Here is a 16863-nt window from a genome sequence, read left to right as displayed (position 1 = left end):
AACTAAAAAAAACAAATTAGAGGAGAAATGAAAAAATGAAATCATTAAAATTAGCAACCGTAGGAACTGTCTTATTCAGTACATTATTATTAAGTGGAGTTGGTCATGTTTCAGCAGCACCAGGCCCTATTCCAGCAAATCGTGACACAAATGCACAAGTAAAATTTGTTGAAGACGAATCACCAACAGATCCAACAGACCCAACAGATCCTGATCCAGAAAAACCAGTTGACCCGGTTGATCCAACGGATCCAGAAAAACCAGTTGATCCAGGTACAAACGGACCATTAAGTTTAGACTATGCATCAAGCCTAGACTTCGGTGAGCAATTAATTTCAACTAAAAACCAAACGTATTTTGCAAAACCTCAATACCTAAGAGGTGAGGATGGCAAAGCAGATTTAAAAAATCCAGTTCCAAACTACGCTCAAGTAACAGATAAACGTGGTGGTGAAAAAGGCTGGTCATTAAGTGTTAAACAAAATGGTCAATTCAAATCAGCTAAAGAAGGCAAAGAGTTAGTCGGAGCAGAAGTAACCTTTAAAAATGGTCAAATTGCCTCTGTTTCAAATTCAAAAGCACCTAGCGTTGTCAAAACTTCGTTCTCATTGAAAAACGATGGTACAGGTGTAGCTGAAAACATTATGTCAGCAGCTGCAGGTGAAGGTTTTGGTACTTGGGTATACCGTGCCGGAGATGCTGCAAGTATGGCTGAAAGTATTGAATTAAGCGTTCCAGGATCAAGTGTTAAAGATGCAGACACATATAAAACAACATTAACTTGGACATTAACAGATACACCAGCTAACTCAAAAGAATAATAAAAAAGTTTTTATGTATAGGAATACATCTATCTGGTGTATTCCTATGCCTATTTTTTCATTTATAGTAGGAGGAAGAAAAATATGTTGAACGTCAAAAAAAAATTAGTGATTGGGTTAATCTTTCTTCTAAGTTTAGTAAGTATAATCCCACAAGCAAATGCCTCGCAATTAAAATTTAGCGTGGAGCCTGTTATTCCAGAAAATCAAAAAGACACGTCTCATAGTTACTTTGATTTAACAATGAAGCCATCAGAAAAACAAACATTAAAAGTTCACATGCGTAATGACACAGACAATGAAGTGACAGTATTACCTAGTGTACATGCAGCAACAACCAATATCAACGGAGTAGTCGAATATGGCGAATCCAATACAAAATTAGATAAAACAAGCAAGTACAATATAGAAGAAATTGTCAAACCGGCAGTAAACGAAGTAAAAATTCCTGCAAATGGCTCTACGGATTTAGAATTAATGGTTGAAATGCCAAAAGACGGATTTGATGGAATTCTAGCAGGCGGCATTACTCTAAAAGAAAAAGAAGACACAGCAGAAACTAAAAAAGAAAAAACACAACAAGGCTTAGCGATTGAAAATAAATATGCCTATGTAGTAGCCGTCGTATTACAAGAAACAGACGTTAAAATTGACTCAGAATTAAAATTAAACAAGGTTGAGCCTAACCAAGTCAATGCCCGTAACGTTATCAATGCAACCTTACAAAATACACAAGCTAAATATATGAACCAACTGTCAGTAGATACCAAAATTACTAAAAAAGGAGAAAGCGATGTTCTGTATTCTTCTAAAAAAGAAGAAATGCAAATGGCTCCAAATACATCATTTGCCTATCCAGTTTCGTTGAATGGTGAAAAGCTCAAAGCAGGAGACTATACCCTATCAATGACTGCAAAATCAATGGGAGAAACATGGAAGTTTAAAAAAGACTTTACAATCAAAGCAGATGTTGCGAAAGCCTTCAACGAAAAAGATGTCACTGTTAAAAAAGATTACACTTGGATTTACATTTTAGTTGGCATTTTACTAATTTTACTAGCGTTGCTATTAATTTGGTTTATTATTCGAAAGAAAAAGAAAGAAAAGGAAAAGAAAGAAGCGCAAAAAAGAAGAAAAGCCAACCGAAAAAAACGCGCTAAAAAAGTGAACTTAGAAGAAGACAACAATTAAAACGTTATTTTGCATAATAGATTAAAGAGGAGGATAAAACCATGAGAATCGAAAAAAATTGGGACGATTGCTTTGTTTATGCAATAAGCTTAGAAATTCCGGCTAGTTCTTATCGGAAGAAATGGTTTACGAATCGAACAATTGTGCTTAAAAAAGAATTGGATTTTTCTGAAATGAAAGACTTCATCAAACAGACCTTTGGCCCTGAAGTAACCTTGTTAAACGTAGATTTATGGGATGAAGGCCTCTTAATAAAAGAACGATAAGTTACACATGGAACAATTTTTCAACTAAACTAAAAGAACCAAAACTGAAAGGTTAATTCAGTTCTGGTTCTTTTTTTAAACAATATAAACTACTGAAAATAAAGAGCAAACCAAGTAGGATAGGATCAAATAGAAACTCTTTTTCATGGGTCTTAGGCAGTCGCGTTTCAGTAGAAAGAGGAGTGTCTTTTGTTTTGATGCTTACTCGTTCAGTTGATTCTGGATTTGATCCAGCGGGTAATGCTTCAAGGGGTGCAATAGGAGCTAAATTAGCAGCAGGCACCTCTTCTACAGGTGGGTCAACAGGTAACTCTATTGCAGGCGTCGTCGTCGTTGTTTGGGATTCCTCATGATCTTCTTTAGAATTATCTGGTGAAACAGTTTGTTTAAATTGCCCCTCTTCTTCAAATAATTTCCCCATTTGAATTAAACGTTCGTCTTGTCCTTTGGCAGCATTAAATTGAATACCTAATGGCAAGCCTTCAGCAGTTAAATGAGTAGGAAGACTAATTGCTGCTTCACCCGTTAAATTCATTTGTTGCGTAAACGGCGATAAAGTTAAGGCTGGTAACCATTGATCATAAATTAATTGTTGACGTTCTTCGGCAGAAAGGTCAGTAATATGATTCATTTTTTCCACATGCTCAGCTGTTAGCAGAGAATCGCCCACTTTTGGAGCAGGCCATGCCGTGGTAGGAGTTAAAAAAAGCGGATAAGTTTGATGGAATTCGCCCATTAGAGCAGCCATCCGGCCATTTTCTTCCCAAGCAGCATTGACTTGTTCTTTAGTAATCGTTGTTCCTGTTTGGTAAAGAGCCCAAGTCAATAAATCGACATCTTCTATTATTAAATTTCTTTTTAATTTTTGATTTGCTAAAAAATTGGCAATACTCGCTGAACTGGAAGCAATTGTATAATAATTTTTCATTAATGCGACGCCGTCAATGGGATTGTTCACTTCTTCAACTTCAAATCCTTGTGTTCTTAGAAACGTTACCGCGTTTTCAACAGCTTGAATGGCCTCCGAACTGACGGGTGTTCCCACAGGTGATTTTGTCGAATAGCCAATTTTTAGATTTTTTAAAGGCGTAGGATCAGTTTGTAGTCTCTCTGGAATTTTTAGGGCATGAAAGAGAGTTTCAGTATCTTGCATTGTTTTAGTTAAGGCGAAATGAACCGCTTGTCCACGTTCTGCCGCACTATTGCCTATTAGGACGCCACGTGAGGGCTTTAATCCAATTGTTCCAGTCCATGAAGCAGGAATTCTAATGGAGCCACCAGCGTCACTTCCAGAAGCAATTGGAACCATACCAGCAGCGACACTTGCTCCAGCTCCACCTGATGAGCCCCCTGCTTGATAAGCATGATTCCAAGGATTATGTGTTGGACCATATAGAGGCGAGTCGGTGATATTCTTATAGCCCAATTCTGGGAAATTAGTTTGTCCAATAAGAATAAAGCCAGCTTCTTGCAACCCTTTCACAAAGCTACTTGTTCCACCTGCAAGCTGATCTTTTGAAAAAATCAGTCCATTTGTATTGGATTCCCCTTTTAAAGTTTGGCCTAAGCCTTTTAAAAGTAAAGGAACACCAAGAAAAGGTTGTCCATGATCCTCCAATTCATTTGCCTCTTTTAAGGCCGCTGTTTCTCGAAGCGTGATGACTGCATTCAATTGTGGATTCTCTTGTCTTACCTGTTGAAGTGCAACAGCCACTAGTTCAGCGCTACTCACTTGTTTTGTACGAACCATATTTGCCAATTCTAGTGCAGAGCTATGGGTATAAAGCTGTTGGAGTGTTGAGTCACTAGAAGGTAGAAAAGGGGAGTTTTCTGAAGATTGCTCTAATAAAAAGGTCGTTTGTTCTGGAGCTGTTGCGGCACTACTACTATCAAATGGCAGCCATGCTCCTATAAAAATACCAACAGATATACCTACTAATTGAATGGTTTTTTTGAAAAATTTAGTGTTCACTTGTTTGCTCTCCTTAATGAATGAAATTTTCTTTTGAAGCGTATCCACTTTATCATATTCCTCAAAAGGTGAGGGCCAAACGACATGAAATCATAAATTAAAAGAAGTATTTAGTTGGAAATTAGGCTTTTTAAGAAGAATAAAAGACAATATTGTATAAGAGTGTCTATTGTAACGAAAAAAAGAGTAGCCTCGACTACTCTTTTGCTTAGGTTTAATTTTATTTAGTTAACCCCTCATGAATATGATCTAAATTCCATTTAATCATCGCGTAATAGCTATCACCAGCTTGTCCTTTTTTAGCAATAGAATCTGTGAAAATATTACTAGCAATTGGTAAACCCGTTTCTTTTGATACGCGTTCCATACTACGAGGATCAACACTTGTTTCAACAAATAGTGAAGGAACCTCAGAGCTATTAATTGTATCAATAATTTGTTTCATTTGATCTGGGGTGCCTTGGCTTTCCGTATTAATTTCCCAAATATAAGCAGCTTTTAAGCCATATGCTTTAGAAAAATATTTAAAAGCTCCTTCACTAGTAACCAATAGCTTTTTACTTTCTGGAATGTCTTTGAATTTTTCTTTTGCTTCCGAATCTAACTTCGTTAATTTTTCAATATAGGTTTTAGCATTTTCTTGATAAGTTGCTTTGTTTTTTGGATCCTTTTTTTCTAAAGTATTGGTAATTGTTTGAACATAATGAATCCCATTTTGGATATCCAGCCAAGCGTGAGGGTCTTGTTCGCTTTCTTGTCCAGCACTTGTTAAAAAGAGTGGTTCAACACCTTTGCTAACAACGAAATAATCTGTATTTTCTTTACGGTGAGCAGTTTCCATTAATTTAGTAAACCAACCATTCCCACCTGTCTCCAAATTTAATCCGTTGTAGAAAATAATGTCAGCCTCAGAAGCTTTAGCGACGTCAACTGGAAGGGGCTCGTATTCATGAGGGTCTGTTCCAACTGGCACGATACTATGAAGCTCAATTAAATTACCTCCAACATTTTTAGTCATATCGGCAATAATTGAATTTGTAGCTACTACCTTCAGTTTATCAGTCTTATTTTGTGACGTTTTAGCATTCCCACAGGCTCCTAAAACAACAACGAGTAGCAACGCAGAGACGATTAATCCTATTCTTTTCATAGTTCTTGTTCCTCCTTTTTTTTATTGATAAAAAACAACCCTTTTTTTGGTGAAAATAGAAAAGCAAGTATAAAAAATAATGCTGCAGTTAAAACAATCGTTGCACCAGAAGCTAGATTATATGAATAACTGAAGAACAATCCAATAATCGAACTTAAGACACCAAAAATGGTGGAAAGAACAATCATCGTAGGTAAGTGATTGGTTAATTGATAAGCTGTAGCAGCAGGAGTAATCAACATTGCAATGACTAGAATTGTACCAACCGTTTGCAACGCAGAGACAGCAACTAACGTTAGTAGAAACATCAATGCATAATGAAGCAAGGTTGTTTTTAAACCGTAAGCCTTAGCCATCGTTGGATCAAAAGATGAGACTACAAGCTCCTTATAGAAAAGAAAGACAAACAGTAACACCACAATGCCGACAATCAAAGTAATCAGAATATCAGAATCTCGAACAGCCAATACATTTCCAAATAAAATATGATATAAATCAGTGGAACTTTTAGCAAATGAAATCAAGATAATTCCTAAAGCAAAGAAGGAACTAAAGACCACACCAATTGCGGTATCATTCTTTAATTGACTTTTTTGAGTAATAAAACCAATTAAAATAGCTGCCAGAATTCCAAACAAGGAAGCCCCAATAATATAATTGATTCCTAACATATAAGACATTGCCACGCCAGGAAGAACAGCATGAGAAATTGCATCTCCCATCAAGGACATTCCTCGTAAAACAATAAACGAGCCAATCACGCCAGATACAATTCCAACCATAATCGAAGTAATCAAAGCATTTTGTAAAAATTGGTAGTGAACCAGTCCGTTAATAAAATTTTCAATCATTCGTCCTTAACCCCCTTAATTTGAATATCTCCCATGCTTTCTCCATACGCCTTTTGAATGTTTTTATTCGTAAACGTATTCGTTACATCTCCAAAAGCAATCAATTCTTTTTTTAGAAGAATCACGTCATCAAAGTAATCCAGTACTTTGTGAAGATCATGGTGAACAATAATTATCGTTTTTCCTTGTTGTTTTAATTCCTTTAAAATACCCACAACGACTTTTTCGCTTAACATATCAATACCGACAAAGGGCTCATCTAAAAAGATAATATCCGCATCTTGTGCTAAAACCCGTGCAATAAATACTCGTTGCAATTGCCCACCGGAAAGCTCGCCAATTTGGCGTTTACTAAACTCGGTTAATTGAACCTTTTCCAACGCAAGTCGCGCTTTTTCTCTCTCCTTTGCAGTGGGTTTCTTAAATAATCCCAGTTTAGGATAAGTTCCAAGCAGTACCGTTTCTTCCACATTGATGGGAAAAGTTAAGTCTAAGGCATTGCGTTGTTCAACGTAGGCGATCTCCTTTTTTTTAGTATCAATTGAACGCTCACCTACTAAAACACAGCGCTGATCTGTTTGGATTAAGCCCATCATGCCTTTAATCAAAGTTGATTTCCCTGCACCATTCGGCCCAATGATGCCTGTAATCTTTCCTGAATTTATGTGTAACGCAATATTTTGAAGTGCGGTGTTTCCTTGATAACGCACGGTTAATTGTTGAATCTTGATACTACTAGAGGATGCCATAATGAATACACTCCTTTTTAATTTTTAGGCTTACCTAAAACAAGTCTAACAAACATTAATTTTAATATCAATATATTTTTAAAGTTAAGTTAACAAAATGTTTAGGTTAGGCTAAAAATAAAAAAGTCGAAAAAAAACCACCTGATGGAGAATCAGGTGGAAAAAGGGCGTATCATGGGTGTAGGTTGTTATATCCTATCCTCATGATACGAATTAAAATCAGTTCAAAGAACTAATTTTAAGGATAGCTTTCATTATACTTTGGAGGAGTAGTAATGAAAAAATGAAAAGTTTGTTTGTAGGGTGGTGTTCTTATTACTCTTTAAGTATACTTCGCAATTGTGAAGAAATAATGATGAAATAAGGAAATAAATTTGGTTAAATAAGAAGTAAGATAGAAGATCTTAGCAGTAAAAAAAATCGTAGCCAAAGGACATTGACACCTTTACTGACATTTTGTATAATTGAGAAAAGTTCTCAATTAGAAAGAGGTAACGAGATGTTTATTGTGACGAATACAATTCAAACTGAAAAAGCTGCAACCGATAAAGTCATTGAAAAATTCATGGGACATGGAAAAGTAAGTACGGAAGGCGTAAATGGCTTCTTAGGCTTAGAACTATTACAAACTAGAACAACTGAAGAATTTGATGAACTTGTTGTATTAAGTCGTTGGGAATCTGAAGCAGATCAAAAAGAATGGGTGAAATCAGAAGCTTTTAAAAAGGCTCATGGCCGAACAGAAGAAACCCGTCATGAAAAACCAAAAAATATCGGTATTATTAGTAATGAGATTAAAGAATACGATCAAAAATTTGCTCAATAGTCCTGTAGTTAAATAGAATTTAGGAATACAATGATTGGTTAAGCGATCATTGTATTTTTATATTCATTTTTCTTGACGATGCATTCAATTATGGAGACTATTATTTTTCGTTATAGTAACTCATTTATATAAACTAGCTGATTGATAATTAAGTAATCTATGTTGACATTTGGAATCCTATATGTTAATTTTTCTAAATGCTTATTTAGATGCCATGATAGGGGTAGATTTAGTGAATAATATTTTTGACAAAAGGACTTTAAGAAAGATAACTATTCTGTATTATATTGTAAATAATCAAAGTAAATCAAATTTAAATGATATTAGCAATTATTTGGAGTGCAATATAAGAACTACCAAAAGCTTAATTAATGAATTATCTAGTGAAATTAAAGATTGGAACAGCCAAGCATACCTAAAATTAAAAATAGATCAACAGAGTAACAGTATAGATTTATTTATTCCCTCTTTAGTATCAATACATGAAATGTATCTGTACTACTTAGAAAGAAATATAACATTTAATGCTTTAAAAACACTTTTTTTTGATAACAGTTTTGAATTGAATAAATACGCAATAAACAATTATGTTTCATATACTACTATGTATAAAAATATGAAATTAGTTAGCGAAAAGGTACTTAGTAGATATGAATTAGAGTTTCATGCTAATGTAAAATCAAATATAGTTGGAAGCGAAGTTCAAAAAAGACTATTCTATTTTGAATTTTTTTGGTATTCATACAGTGGAATAAAGTGGCCCTTTGAAACAATAAAGAAAGAAAGCTTTGATTTTCTTTTCTCATATATAGAAAAAATAAGAAAACAAAGTATAGGACTCTCTGAAAAAGAAATATTAAGACACTATTTTGCTATTATTTTTTATAGGATAGAAAATAATGAAATTTGTGACAAATCAATCTTAGAGAATGATTTACTTATTGACAGTAAACATTTTGACCTAATAAAAAAAGATACAATACCAGCTTATCAAAATATGTTTCCAAAATTAACAAATGAAGAAGTAGAATCAGAAGTTGCTTTCCTATATCTAACAGTTTTTGGACTTGAATATCATGTGGAAGATAATTCAATAGTTTCAGAAATGATGTTTTATGTACAAACCCATCAAGTAAATGTAGTAGAATACACAAATCTTTGGATGAAGGAATTCCTATTAAGTTTTGATGTCAATCTGAATGCAAAAGAGTACAGTCTTCTATATGCTAACTTAATACATGTTCATTCAAGAATACTACTATATAAAGGTATAGAGAGTATCACTGAAGATATTCCTGAAATGAGTAAACCAATTAAGTCGGAGATCATTAACTTTTATAACCAATTAGTGAAAAAAATGAACTATAATGAAAGTTTTGTAAAGAATGAAAAGTACTTGATTAATAAATATCAACTGTTAATAAGTAGGCACATAAGAAATAAAAGTTTAAACAATCCTGTTAATGTTTGTATATTATCTATTTATGGTGGAGAAGTTATTAAGGATTTTATAGATTTGCTGAAAAATAATAATTTAGATGAAATGGTAAATGTAACAATTTCTTTAGATGAAATAGTAGATGTAATAATAACAGATAGGATATATGATAGTATAAAAGATTCTAATGTTGAAACGTTATTATGGGAAGTGTATCCAACGCAAAAATCAAAAATGACAATAATCAATTTTTTAAAGAATCTTATTCTAAAAAAAAACACTTGAGAAATTAAATTTAAAATAGCACTAAAAAGTATATCAATTATAAGGTGGTTCATGTCACCTGAAAATTGATATTTTTTTTGATTTAAAATTTGTATAGTCCATTTTAACGATGTAAATGCAGTGAGAAAATTTTAATATTAACCACGTTCATAACAAAAATAAGTTAAAAAAAACAAAAATCAGTTGGATTTTAAATAGTTAATAGTCAATTTAAGTACAAAAAAATTTAAAAATGTTAATATTACTGTTTTTTTATTAACTTTTAAATGTTTAGAAATGAACATATTTGGAAAAGTAAATTATTAATTGAGTTGCTATAATTGTTTTGAGGCATAGAAAGCGCATCTAAATTTTATTGTTTATCTTAATGAATGCTACTTTGAATTTGTGAAATAAATATAATGTAAAAAATTATTTAGGGCCACTAATCAATACAAAACGGGAAGGGGGTGGTTTTTTGAAGATTGTGGTATATATTTCCCTAGTGATGAGTAGTATTTTAATAGGATTATTTTTCTCAAATACGGGGTATGCTTCTGATGATAATAAAAGTAAAGTAGGGATTAGTTTTTCTGAGGTAGAAGTAGACAACGGGAATAGTAATAAAGAAATATTAGAAAAAACGACACATAATCAAATAAAAAAAGCGGAAAATAAAAAAAATCTAAACTTACCTTCAACGATGGAAGCAAAATATAAATACCATAATTTATTAAGTTTAGTACTTATTTTGTTGAGTATTATGTTAAAGGGGTTAACTCAAAGAAGTGAGCCACTCAAAAAGGATAGAACGTAACATCCTTTTTAAGTTGGGAATAAAATGATTGGAGAATGTATAAATGAAAAAATTAATTAAAGTGGGATGTACTAGTTTAGGAGCAGTAATGTTATTTAGTTTTTCTAATAAAATATATGCAGAAGAAGTTGACACATCTAAAACGAATGCAGATTTTATCCTTGTAGGAGGAACCGAAGATAATAAACCAACAGAACCAATAATTCCAATTGATCCACCAACTAATCATACGGGGAACCTAGTAATTGATGCTATTTCAGATTTCAAGTTTTCAGATGGGAAAATTGAGAGTAAATCAGTATCCTATAATGCGGTAATTCCATCAGGTAAAACTCTTGGACTTCAAGTTACAGATACGCGAGGAACTGGTGCAGGTTGGAATTTAACAGCAAAAATTTCAAATTTTGAAAACGCTACTAAAACAAAAACATTAAAAGGAGCAGAAGTCTTTCTACCAGAAGGTGATGTTACAACAACCAGTGTTTCTAAAGAAAATGCTGCCATTTCTAATTCTGTGATACTCAACTCAAATGAACAAACTGTTTTTAGTGCAAGTAAAGATGCAGGGATGGGAACATGGTCAAGCAACTTTGAAGGTAAAGGGGAACACGTAACCATAACTGTTCCAGATGGAAACTATGCAGATAGCTATTCAGCTGAGATTTTATGGTCTTTACAAGACGTTCCAAAATAACGAAAGTATAATCAGGGGGATATAATGAAAAAACTAAATATTGGATTATTGAGTGTTGCGCTAATTTTAACAGGAATGGAGTATACAAACGTAGAAGTTGTTGCTGAAAATAGTGATACACAACAAAGTACAACAGTAGTTGAGATTGAGCCAGGTGGTGAAGAAGTTAATCCTATTATTGATGGCATTAAACCAGAAACAAATCATAAGGGTCCATTAGTTATAGATGCAGTATCAAATTTTAATTTTGGGAAGATAAAGCTGGGTATATCAAATAATAATGCTTTGTTAGAAAATGGTGAAACTTTGGGAGTGCAAGTATCTGATACTAGAGGTACAGGAGGAGGCTGGAGTTTAACAGCTAGCATTAGTGATTTTTCGAATGCAGACAGTACAAAAAAATTAAAGGCAGAGTTAACAATTCCTGTTGGGAAAGTCAAAAGCAATTCATCTAATCTTCTAAACCCCGCAGTTGCAGCAGGGGCAACTTTGAATGAATCACCTTCTAAAATATTATATGCACAAAAGGATTCAGGTATGGGGACATGGTCAAATTCATTTGAAGGAAATAGACAGAAAGTTAATCTTGTTATTCCAACAGACAGCTATATTGATTCATACAGCGCAATTATTAACTGGTCTTTACAAGATGCACCAACATAAAAAAATAAATCAATCATCTTTATTAAGGAGAAAAAACATGAAAAAAAAATTATTATTGATATCACTATTTTTAGTTAATTCGTATATTTTATTGGACGTATCAGAAGCTCATGCAGAAATTACTAGCCAAGCAAAGAGTCTTAATAGTATCAAATTTTTAGAAGGTGGTAGTGAATCAACCAATCCAGTAAATCCAATAGATCCTGATCTTCCTGTTGAAGTAGATCCTGTTGATCCTAATAATCCAGGAACAAATAATCCAGGACCACTATCAATTGATTTTATTTCCAATATCCAATTTGGGAATAATAAAATTAATGGTAAAGATACTGTATATAGTGCTCTAAACAAATCACCATATGTTCAGGTTACGGATGTAAGAGGGACAGAAGCAGGCTGGGAGCTGAAAGTTGCAGCGAGTGAATTTACGTCAACAGAAAATCCTAAAGACGTGCTGAAGGGCGCGGAACTTACCTTCAAAAACGCAACTGTAAAATCTGCTAGTAAAGGCAACGTATCTCAGCCTCCCACAAGTAGCGATGTCACTTTAATAAATAGCGATGCACAAACAATAATGAATGCCGATGAGAATCAAGGAAGTGGGACATGGCTAAGCACATGGACTGCAAATTCTGAAGTAAATGAGAACGTACAGTTAAAGGTACTATCTGGATCTGCAAAAGCTAACACTGAATACACTGCGGAGTTGAATTGGTCTCTTTCTGACGCTCCAAAATAAAATTTTATACGGCAACAAGAAAAAGGTATTCTTTTTCTTGTTGCCTATTATAAGTTGGGAGTTTTTTAATTGAAAAAAGCAATACTATTACTGTTTTTTTGCATGATAAGCAATCTAAATTTATTTACCAACGTTGAGGCTGCTTCTATGGGATATTCAGTTAAAGCCAATTTACCTGAAAATCAAATTGATAAAAATAAGACATATTTTGATTTGAAAATGGACCCAAATCAAAAAGAAGAAATTTCGTTAACTGTAAAAAACAGTTCAGAAGAAGAAATTATATTAAACATTGTACCTAATAATTCAAAAACAAATCAAAATGGTGTAATAGACTACAGTGACGAAAATTTAGAAAAAGATAAGTCTCTTAAATACTCACTAACAGATATTATATCGGGTAAGCAAAAAATTAAACTAAATCCAGGTGAAACTAAAGATGTAACATTTAGTATTAAAATGCCTAATGAAGAGTTACAAGGAATTATTTTAGGCGGGTTTTATATATATAGAGAGGATAATGAAACTAAAAATACAAATGAAAACTTACAAATAAAAAATTCATATTCGTATGTCATTGGAATTCAATTATCACAAAATACTATTAAAGTTGATCCTAAATTAAGCCTTAATAAAATTAAACCAGCGTTACAAAATTACCATACAGTTGTTACTGCAAATATTCAAAATAGTAAACCAACAATCATTAATAATTTGATTATAGATGCAAAAGTAACAAAAGAAGGTGAATCTAAAGTAATTCATGAAACAAACAAGCAGGGAATGTCTATGGCACCTAATTCAAACTTTGATTTTCCTATTAGTTGGGATAATGAGCCGTTAGAAGCAGGTGATTATACTCTCCATTTAAAAATTAATCCAGGTGAAAAGGAATGGAGCTTTGATAAAAATTTTTCGATTGGTAAAGAAGATACAAAAAAATTAAATGATGAGGCTGTAAACATTGATAAAAAAGAAATAAATTGGAACATAGTCGCACTGACAATTTCTATACTGTTAATAATCTGCGGAATTACAATTGTTGGGTTAACGATTAGACATAAAAAGAAAATTGATAGAGAAAAAAAAATAAAAGCTGCCAGAATAAAAAAAAGAAGGAAGGCAAAAAATAGTGAAAGAAACAAGAAAAAAATCACATAAAAAAAATTTTTTTCTTTTGGTATTTAGTTGTACTTTATTAGGCTTATTACTGTTTATTAGACCCCATTATGCTAATGCATATAGTCCATTTAAGACACCTACTGGAACGATACCAATTCTAACAGTTGGACAGGCATATTGGTTAGATATTGATAGTAATGGTTTAGCATTTGGCTACAGATATGGAAATTCAAATATAATCATTGATAATTATTGGAATTCAAAAGAATTATCAAATGGACAATTTATTTTCACTTCGATGAGAGCTCCAAATAAGTTATTAACAGTAAATTCTGATAACTCAATGTCTGTGAAACAGTATACACAAGAAATTTATACAGATGAGACAAAAATCCCTGCTAATTCTAGATTTTATACCAAGTATGTAGGAATTGTATCAAATCGATATTCTTTTGTAGTATCAACGAGTGCTAATTTTGATTATTCAATAGGTTATGATATGTTTAATAATAATTATTTGAAATACTTGCCAACTAACTCGAATAGTACTTCTGATGGAAGATGGCTAATAAGTTTTGGTCAGCTTTACACTACTACAAATATGTTAAATCTAAAAGTCGATAGTGTTGTAGGCAAAAAATATATAAATTCAGATATTCATATCACCGGATCATTAAATGTATCTGGAGTGGATACATCAAAACTTACAATAAACATAGGTAATAATGTTTATTCAATTAAAGATATGGATGTTACTTATACAAATGGAAAAGCAACATTTGATGTTGTAGTTCCTTTAACTAATGATAAATTTCAAGAAGGAGAAAGTTATTCTATTGAAGTTTCTGCTAATACAGGTTTTTTAGACTCTTATGATAATAGCCAGAGTTTTACTGTTGATTATTCAGTGATGACAGGAAACACAACCAATAAAAAGGTGGAAGCCGGAACTGATTTTAATGAGTTGAATCCTTCAGATTTTATAACAGATTTAAAAGACAGTGCAGGAAATGATGTTAAAGTAAATAAATTTGTAAATATTCCAGATAATAAAAAAATTGGAAAAAAAAATATCGGTATTGAGGTTACTAATGGAAAAAGTACAGCTACAATAACGGTTGAGTTTGAAATTATTGATACAGTAAAACCAACTGCAACAGCAGTGCCACAAAAAATTCAAAAAAATTCGGTTTTTACTTCGGATGCATCGTCTTTAATTACGAATGTAGCTGATAACGGTGGCTCAGATAGTGTTACCTACTCAATAACAAAAATTCCACCAATGAATAAAGTGGGGTATTTTTCTGCTGAAGTTACGTTAAGTGATCAATCAAACAATCAAAGTGTAATTGAGATTCCTGTAACAGTCTATGATGAAACGACTCCGATTGTAGGAAATAGTATTTTAACAGGTAATGATTTTGAAATAACGATAGAAGATTTGAAAACAGGAGTAAGCAATTCAAACCTAAACCATTTAATTTTAGAGAAATCTGGTTCTAAGGCATGGGATATTTTAACAGGTAAAGAAATTGAAACGATTAGCGTTGTACAAAATAATTTAGATTTTTCTAAAGGAAGCTATACTGCTACAATAAGGGCGCAAGATTCAAATGCTAAAATACTAGAAAAGAGTATAAACATAACTGTAACAGATGGGTTTCTTGAATTTACAAAAATAGAAAACGATTTGGATTTTGGAAAAATTACTTTATCGACTATCGAAAAAAACTATAATTTGATTAATGAATCCATTATTAAAATTGAAGATACTAGAGGAGAGGAATCTACTAATTGGGAATTAACTGCAAAAATATCTAAAAAATTAACCTCTCAAGATGGTGACCTCAGAGAAAGTTTATACTATGTAGATGATAAAAATGCAAAATTTTATTTAAACAGTGATGAAACAACACTGTTAAATCAATCCGCAACATCAACGTATAAAGAAACTACTATAAATCTTAATAAAAATGGATCATCAGGATTATATTTAGGCTTGTTAGCAGGACAGGGGAAAATTGGGAAGTATGCTGGCAGTATACAATGGTCGTTAAAAGATGCGCCATAATAATATGCAAGATTAAACGATAACCTCTACATTAAGGAGACTTTTATATGGAAACTTTAGACAAATATTGGGAGGATAATGCAATTTATTATGTTGTCTTTACTGCTAAATGTTTAAGTAACAACAACGAAGTAATAAAAAAATTCCAAAAATTTTTAATATTAGATCCAGATGTGGATGAAACTAAGGTAAAACAAATCATGCAAGAAAAATTATATAATTTAGTAGACATTTTAAATATCGACAAATTTGAAGAAGGAATTAGACTAAAAAAATAAATCTTAAATAATCGTTGATTTAGTTTATTACATTTACAATTTTAGATAGATGGACAGTTGAATTTTGATACTAAAATAGTTTAAATGCGACACAATTAATTGTGTCGCATTTTTTATTACAGAGGGAATAGAAGGAGGACTAATCGGAACTTTTTTGAATGTGATGTAAATTTTATTATGATATAGTTAAGTTGAATTTGATAAAGCAAAGAAAAATGTCTAAACTACAAGAGCTTTTTTATCTTCATAAAAAAGAAAAAATAATTAGGAAATTACTTCAATATTTAATCCATTTAACTTACTATTGTGAAGCATAAAGTAGTGAATAGAATTAATTAATGCAATAACGGACAGAAAAGCTTATAATCAAGAGAGTAGACTAAATGCAGTGGAGGAAATTATGAATAAAAACGATATACTAGTACGATTAAGATACGCTTTAGATCTTAAAGATCAAGAGATGGTCGACATTTTTAAGCTGGGGGACTTGGATGTTACGAAAGAAGCAGTCCAAAAAATGCTAGCAAAAATAAAAACGGCAGCAACAAACAACGAAGAAACTGAAGAATTTGCTGATAATGAATACGAACTAGCTTGCGATAATCAAACATTAGAATCCTTTTTAAATGGTCTGATTGTTTTAAAAAGAGGGAAACAAGAACCAAAACCCGGAGCGCCTAAAAAACAAGAATTTATGATTAAAGATCAACGTAGTGTGAATAATGTGCTCTTTAAAAAATTAAAAATCGCACTTTCTCTAACGAGTGATGATATCCTTGATATTTTAGATGAAGCAGGCGTTTATCTTTCAAATAGTGAATTGAGTGCGGTGCTTAGAAAAGAAGGACATCGCAACTATAAAGAATGCGGCGACCGTTATGCACGTAATTTCTTAAAAGGTTTGACGATGCGATATCGCGCTTAAACACATTCTATAAAAGGGGGAACTGA

17 protein-coding genes are annotated in these 16863 nt (G+C 32.4%); 13 read left to right on the top strand and 4 right to left on the bottom strand.

Annotated elements, in window-relative coordinates:
• The first annotated feature begins 35 nt into the window (after window positions 1-35).
• From AC07SW_RS07125 to AC07SW_RS07115, 3 genes are all read left to right on the top strand, one after another.
• Window positions 36-821, top strand: a complete 786-nt coding sequence (locus tag AC07SW_RS07125; protein ID WP_494632529.1) for a WxL domain-containing protein — start codon at window positions 36-38, stop codon at window positions 819-821.
• A gap of 84 nt (window positions 822-905) precedes the next feature.
• Window positions 906-2012 (top strand): WxLIP family cell surface protein, encoded by a 1107-nt coding sequence (locus AC07SW_RS07120; RefSeq protein WP_034572435.1) that lies wholly within the window; start codon window positions 906-908, stop codon window positions 2010-2012.
• Window positions 2013-2053: 41 nt separating this feature from the next.
• Entirely contained in the window at window positions 2054-2278 is a 225-nt protein-coding gene (locus tag AC07SW_RS07115; RefSeq protein WP_034572433.1) for a hypothetical protein, read from the top strand.
• A 52-nt stretch (window positions 2279-2330) separates the two neighbouring features.
• Here AC07SW_RS07115 and AC07SW_RS07110 read toward each other — a convergent pair whose 3' ends face one another.
• The 4 genes from AC07SW_RS07110 to AC07SW_RS07095 all read right to left on the bottom strand — a co-directional run bounded on the left by AC07SW_RS07110 (window position 2331) and on the right by AC07SW_RS07095 (window position 7000).
• Window positions 2331-4250, bottom strand: coding sequence for an amidase family protein (locus AC07SW_RS07110; protein WP_051915707.1), 1920 nt, complete (start codon window positions 4248-4250; stop codon window positions 2331-2333).
• 220 nt (window positions 4251-4470) lie between these two features.
• A complete protein-coding gene (efaA, locus tag AC07SW_RS07105; protein WP_485402229.1) occupies window positions 4471-5400 on the bottom strand; it encodes an Mn/Fe ABC transporter substrate-binding lipoprotein EfaA in 930 nt (309 codons plus the stop codon).
• The gene (locus AC07SW_RS07100) at window positions 5397-6251 is read right to left on the bottom strand and encodes a metal ABC transporter permease (protein WP_034572428.1); all 855 of its coding nucleotides are present in this window, start codon (window positions 6249-6251) and stop codon (window positions 5397-5399) included. Before AC07SW_RS07100 ends, efaA begins: the two co-directional genes overlap by 4 nt.
• Window positions 6248-7000 carry a metal ABC transporter ATP-binding protein gene (locus AC07SW_RS07095; RefSeq protein ID WP_034572425.1) on the bottom strand — a complete coding sequence of 251 codons (753 nt, stop codon included), beginning with the start codon at window positions 6998-7000 and terminating at the stop codon, window positions 6248-6250. The genes AC07SW_RS07100 and AC07SW_RS07095 overlap by 4 nt, the downstream gene beginning before the upstream one ends.
• A gap of 499 nt (window positions 7001-7499) precedes the next feature.
• Here AC07SW_RS07095 and AC07SW_RS07090 point away from each other — a divergent pair, with 499 nt between their 5' ends.
• From AC07SW_RS07090 to AC07SW_RS07045, 10 genes are all read left to right on the top strand, one after another.
• Window positions 7500-7826 carry an antibiotic biosynthesis monooxygenase gene (locus AC07SW_RS07090; protein ID WP_034572423.1) on the top strand — a complete coding sequence of 109 codons (327 nt, stop codon included), beginning with the start codon at window positions 7500-7502 and terminating at the stop codon, window positions 7824-7826.
• A gap of 232 nt (window positions 7827-8058) precedes the next feature.
• Window positions 8059-9549: a helix-turn-helix domain-containing protein gene (locus tag AC07SW_RS07085; RefSeq protein ID WP_160113844.1), complete on the top strand. Its 1491-nt coding sequence runs from the start codon at window positions 8059-8061 to the stop codon at window positions 9547-9549.
• A 457-nt stretch (window positions 9550-10006) separates the two neighbouring features.
• A complete protein-coding gene (locus AC07SW_RS07080; protein WP_034572418.1) occupies window positions 10007-10345 on the top strand; it encodes a hypothetical protein in 339 nt (112 codons plus the stop codon).
• A 43-nt stretch (window positions 10346-10388) separates the two neighbouring features.
• Complete coding sequence (locus AC07SW_RS07075; RefSeq protein ID WP_051915706.1) at window positions 10389-11039, top strand: WxL domain-containing protein; 651 nt, start codon at window positions 10389-10391, stop codon at window positions 11037-11039.
• A 24-nt stretch (window positions 11040-11063) separates the two neighbouring features.
• On the top strand, window positions 11064-11702 hold the full coding sequence (locus AC07SW_RS07070; RefSeq protein ID WP_494632527.1) for a WxL domain-containing protein: 639 nt from the start codon (window positions 11064-11066) through the stop codon (window positions 11700-11702).
• Between the two features lie 37 nt (window positions 11703-11739).
• Window positions 11740-12441: a WxL domain-containing protein gene (locus AC07SW_RS07065; protein WP_494632526.1), complete on the top strand. Its 702-nt coding sequence runs from the start codon at window positions 11740-11742 to the stop codon at window positions 12439-12441.
• A gap of 69 nt (window positions 12442-12510) precedes the next feature.
• On the top strand, window positions 12511-13602 hold the full coding sequence (locus tag AC07SW_RS07060; RefSeq protein ID WP_494632525.1) for a WxLIP family cell surface protein: 1092 nt from the start codon (window positions 12511-12513) through the stop codon (window positions 13600-13602).
• Window positions 13574-15634, top strand: coding sequence for a hypothetical protein (locus tag AC07SW_RS07055; protein WP_119907420.1), 2061 nt, complete (start codon window positions 13574-13576; stop codon window positions 15632-15634). The genes AC07SW_RS07060 and AC07SW_RS07055 overlap by 29 nt, the downstream gene beginning before the upstream one ends.
• A 47-nt stretch (window positions 15635-15681) precedes the next feature.
• Window positions 15682-15912: a hypothetical protein gene (locus AC07SW_RS07050; protein WP_034572406.1), complete on the top strand. Its 231-nt coding sequence runs from the start codon at window positions 15682-15684 to the stop codon at window positions 15910-15912.
• 400 nt (window positions 15913-16312) lie between these two features.
• Complete coding sequence (locus tag AC07SW_RS07045; protein WP_135022674.1) at window positions 16313-16837, top strand: YehS family protein; 525 nt, start codon at window positions 16313-16315, stop codon at window positions 16835-16837.
• Window positions 16838-16863 lie beyond the last annotated feature (26 nt).

Source organism: Carnobacterium sp. GW821-FHT04C06, from assembly GCF_059420345.1.
This window is presented reverse-complemented; position numbering and strand designations above follow the sequence as displayed.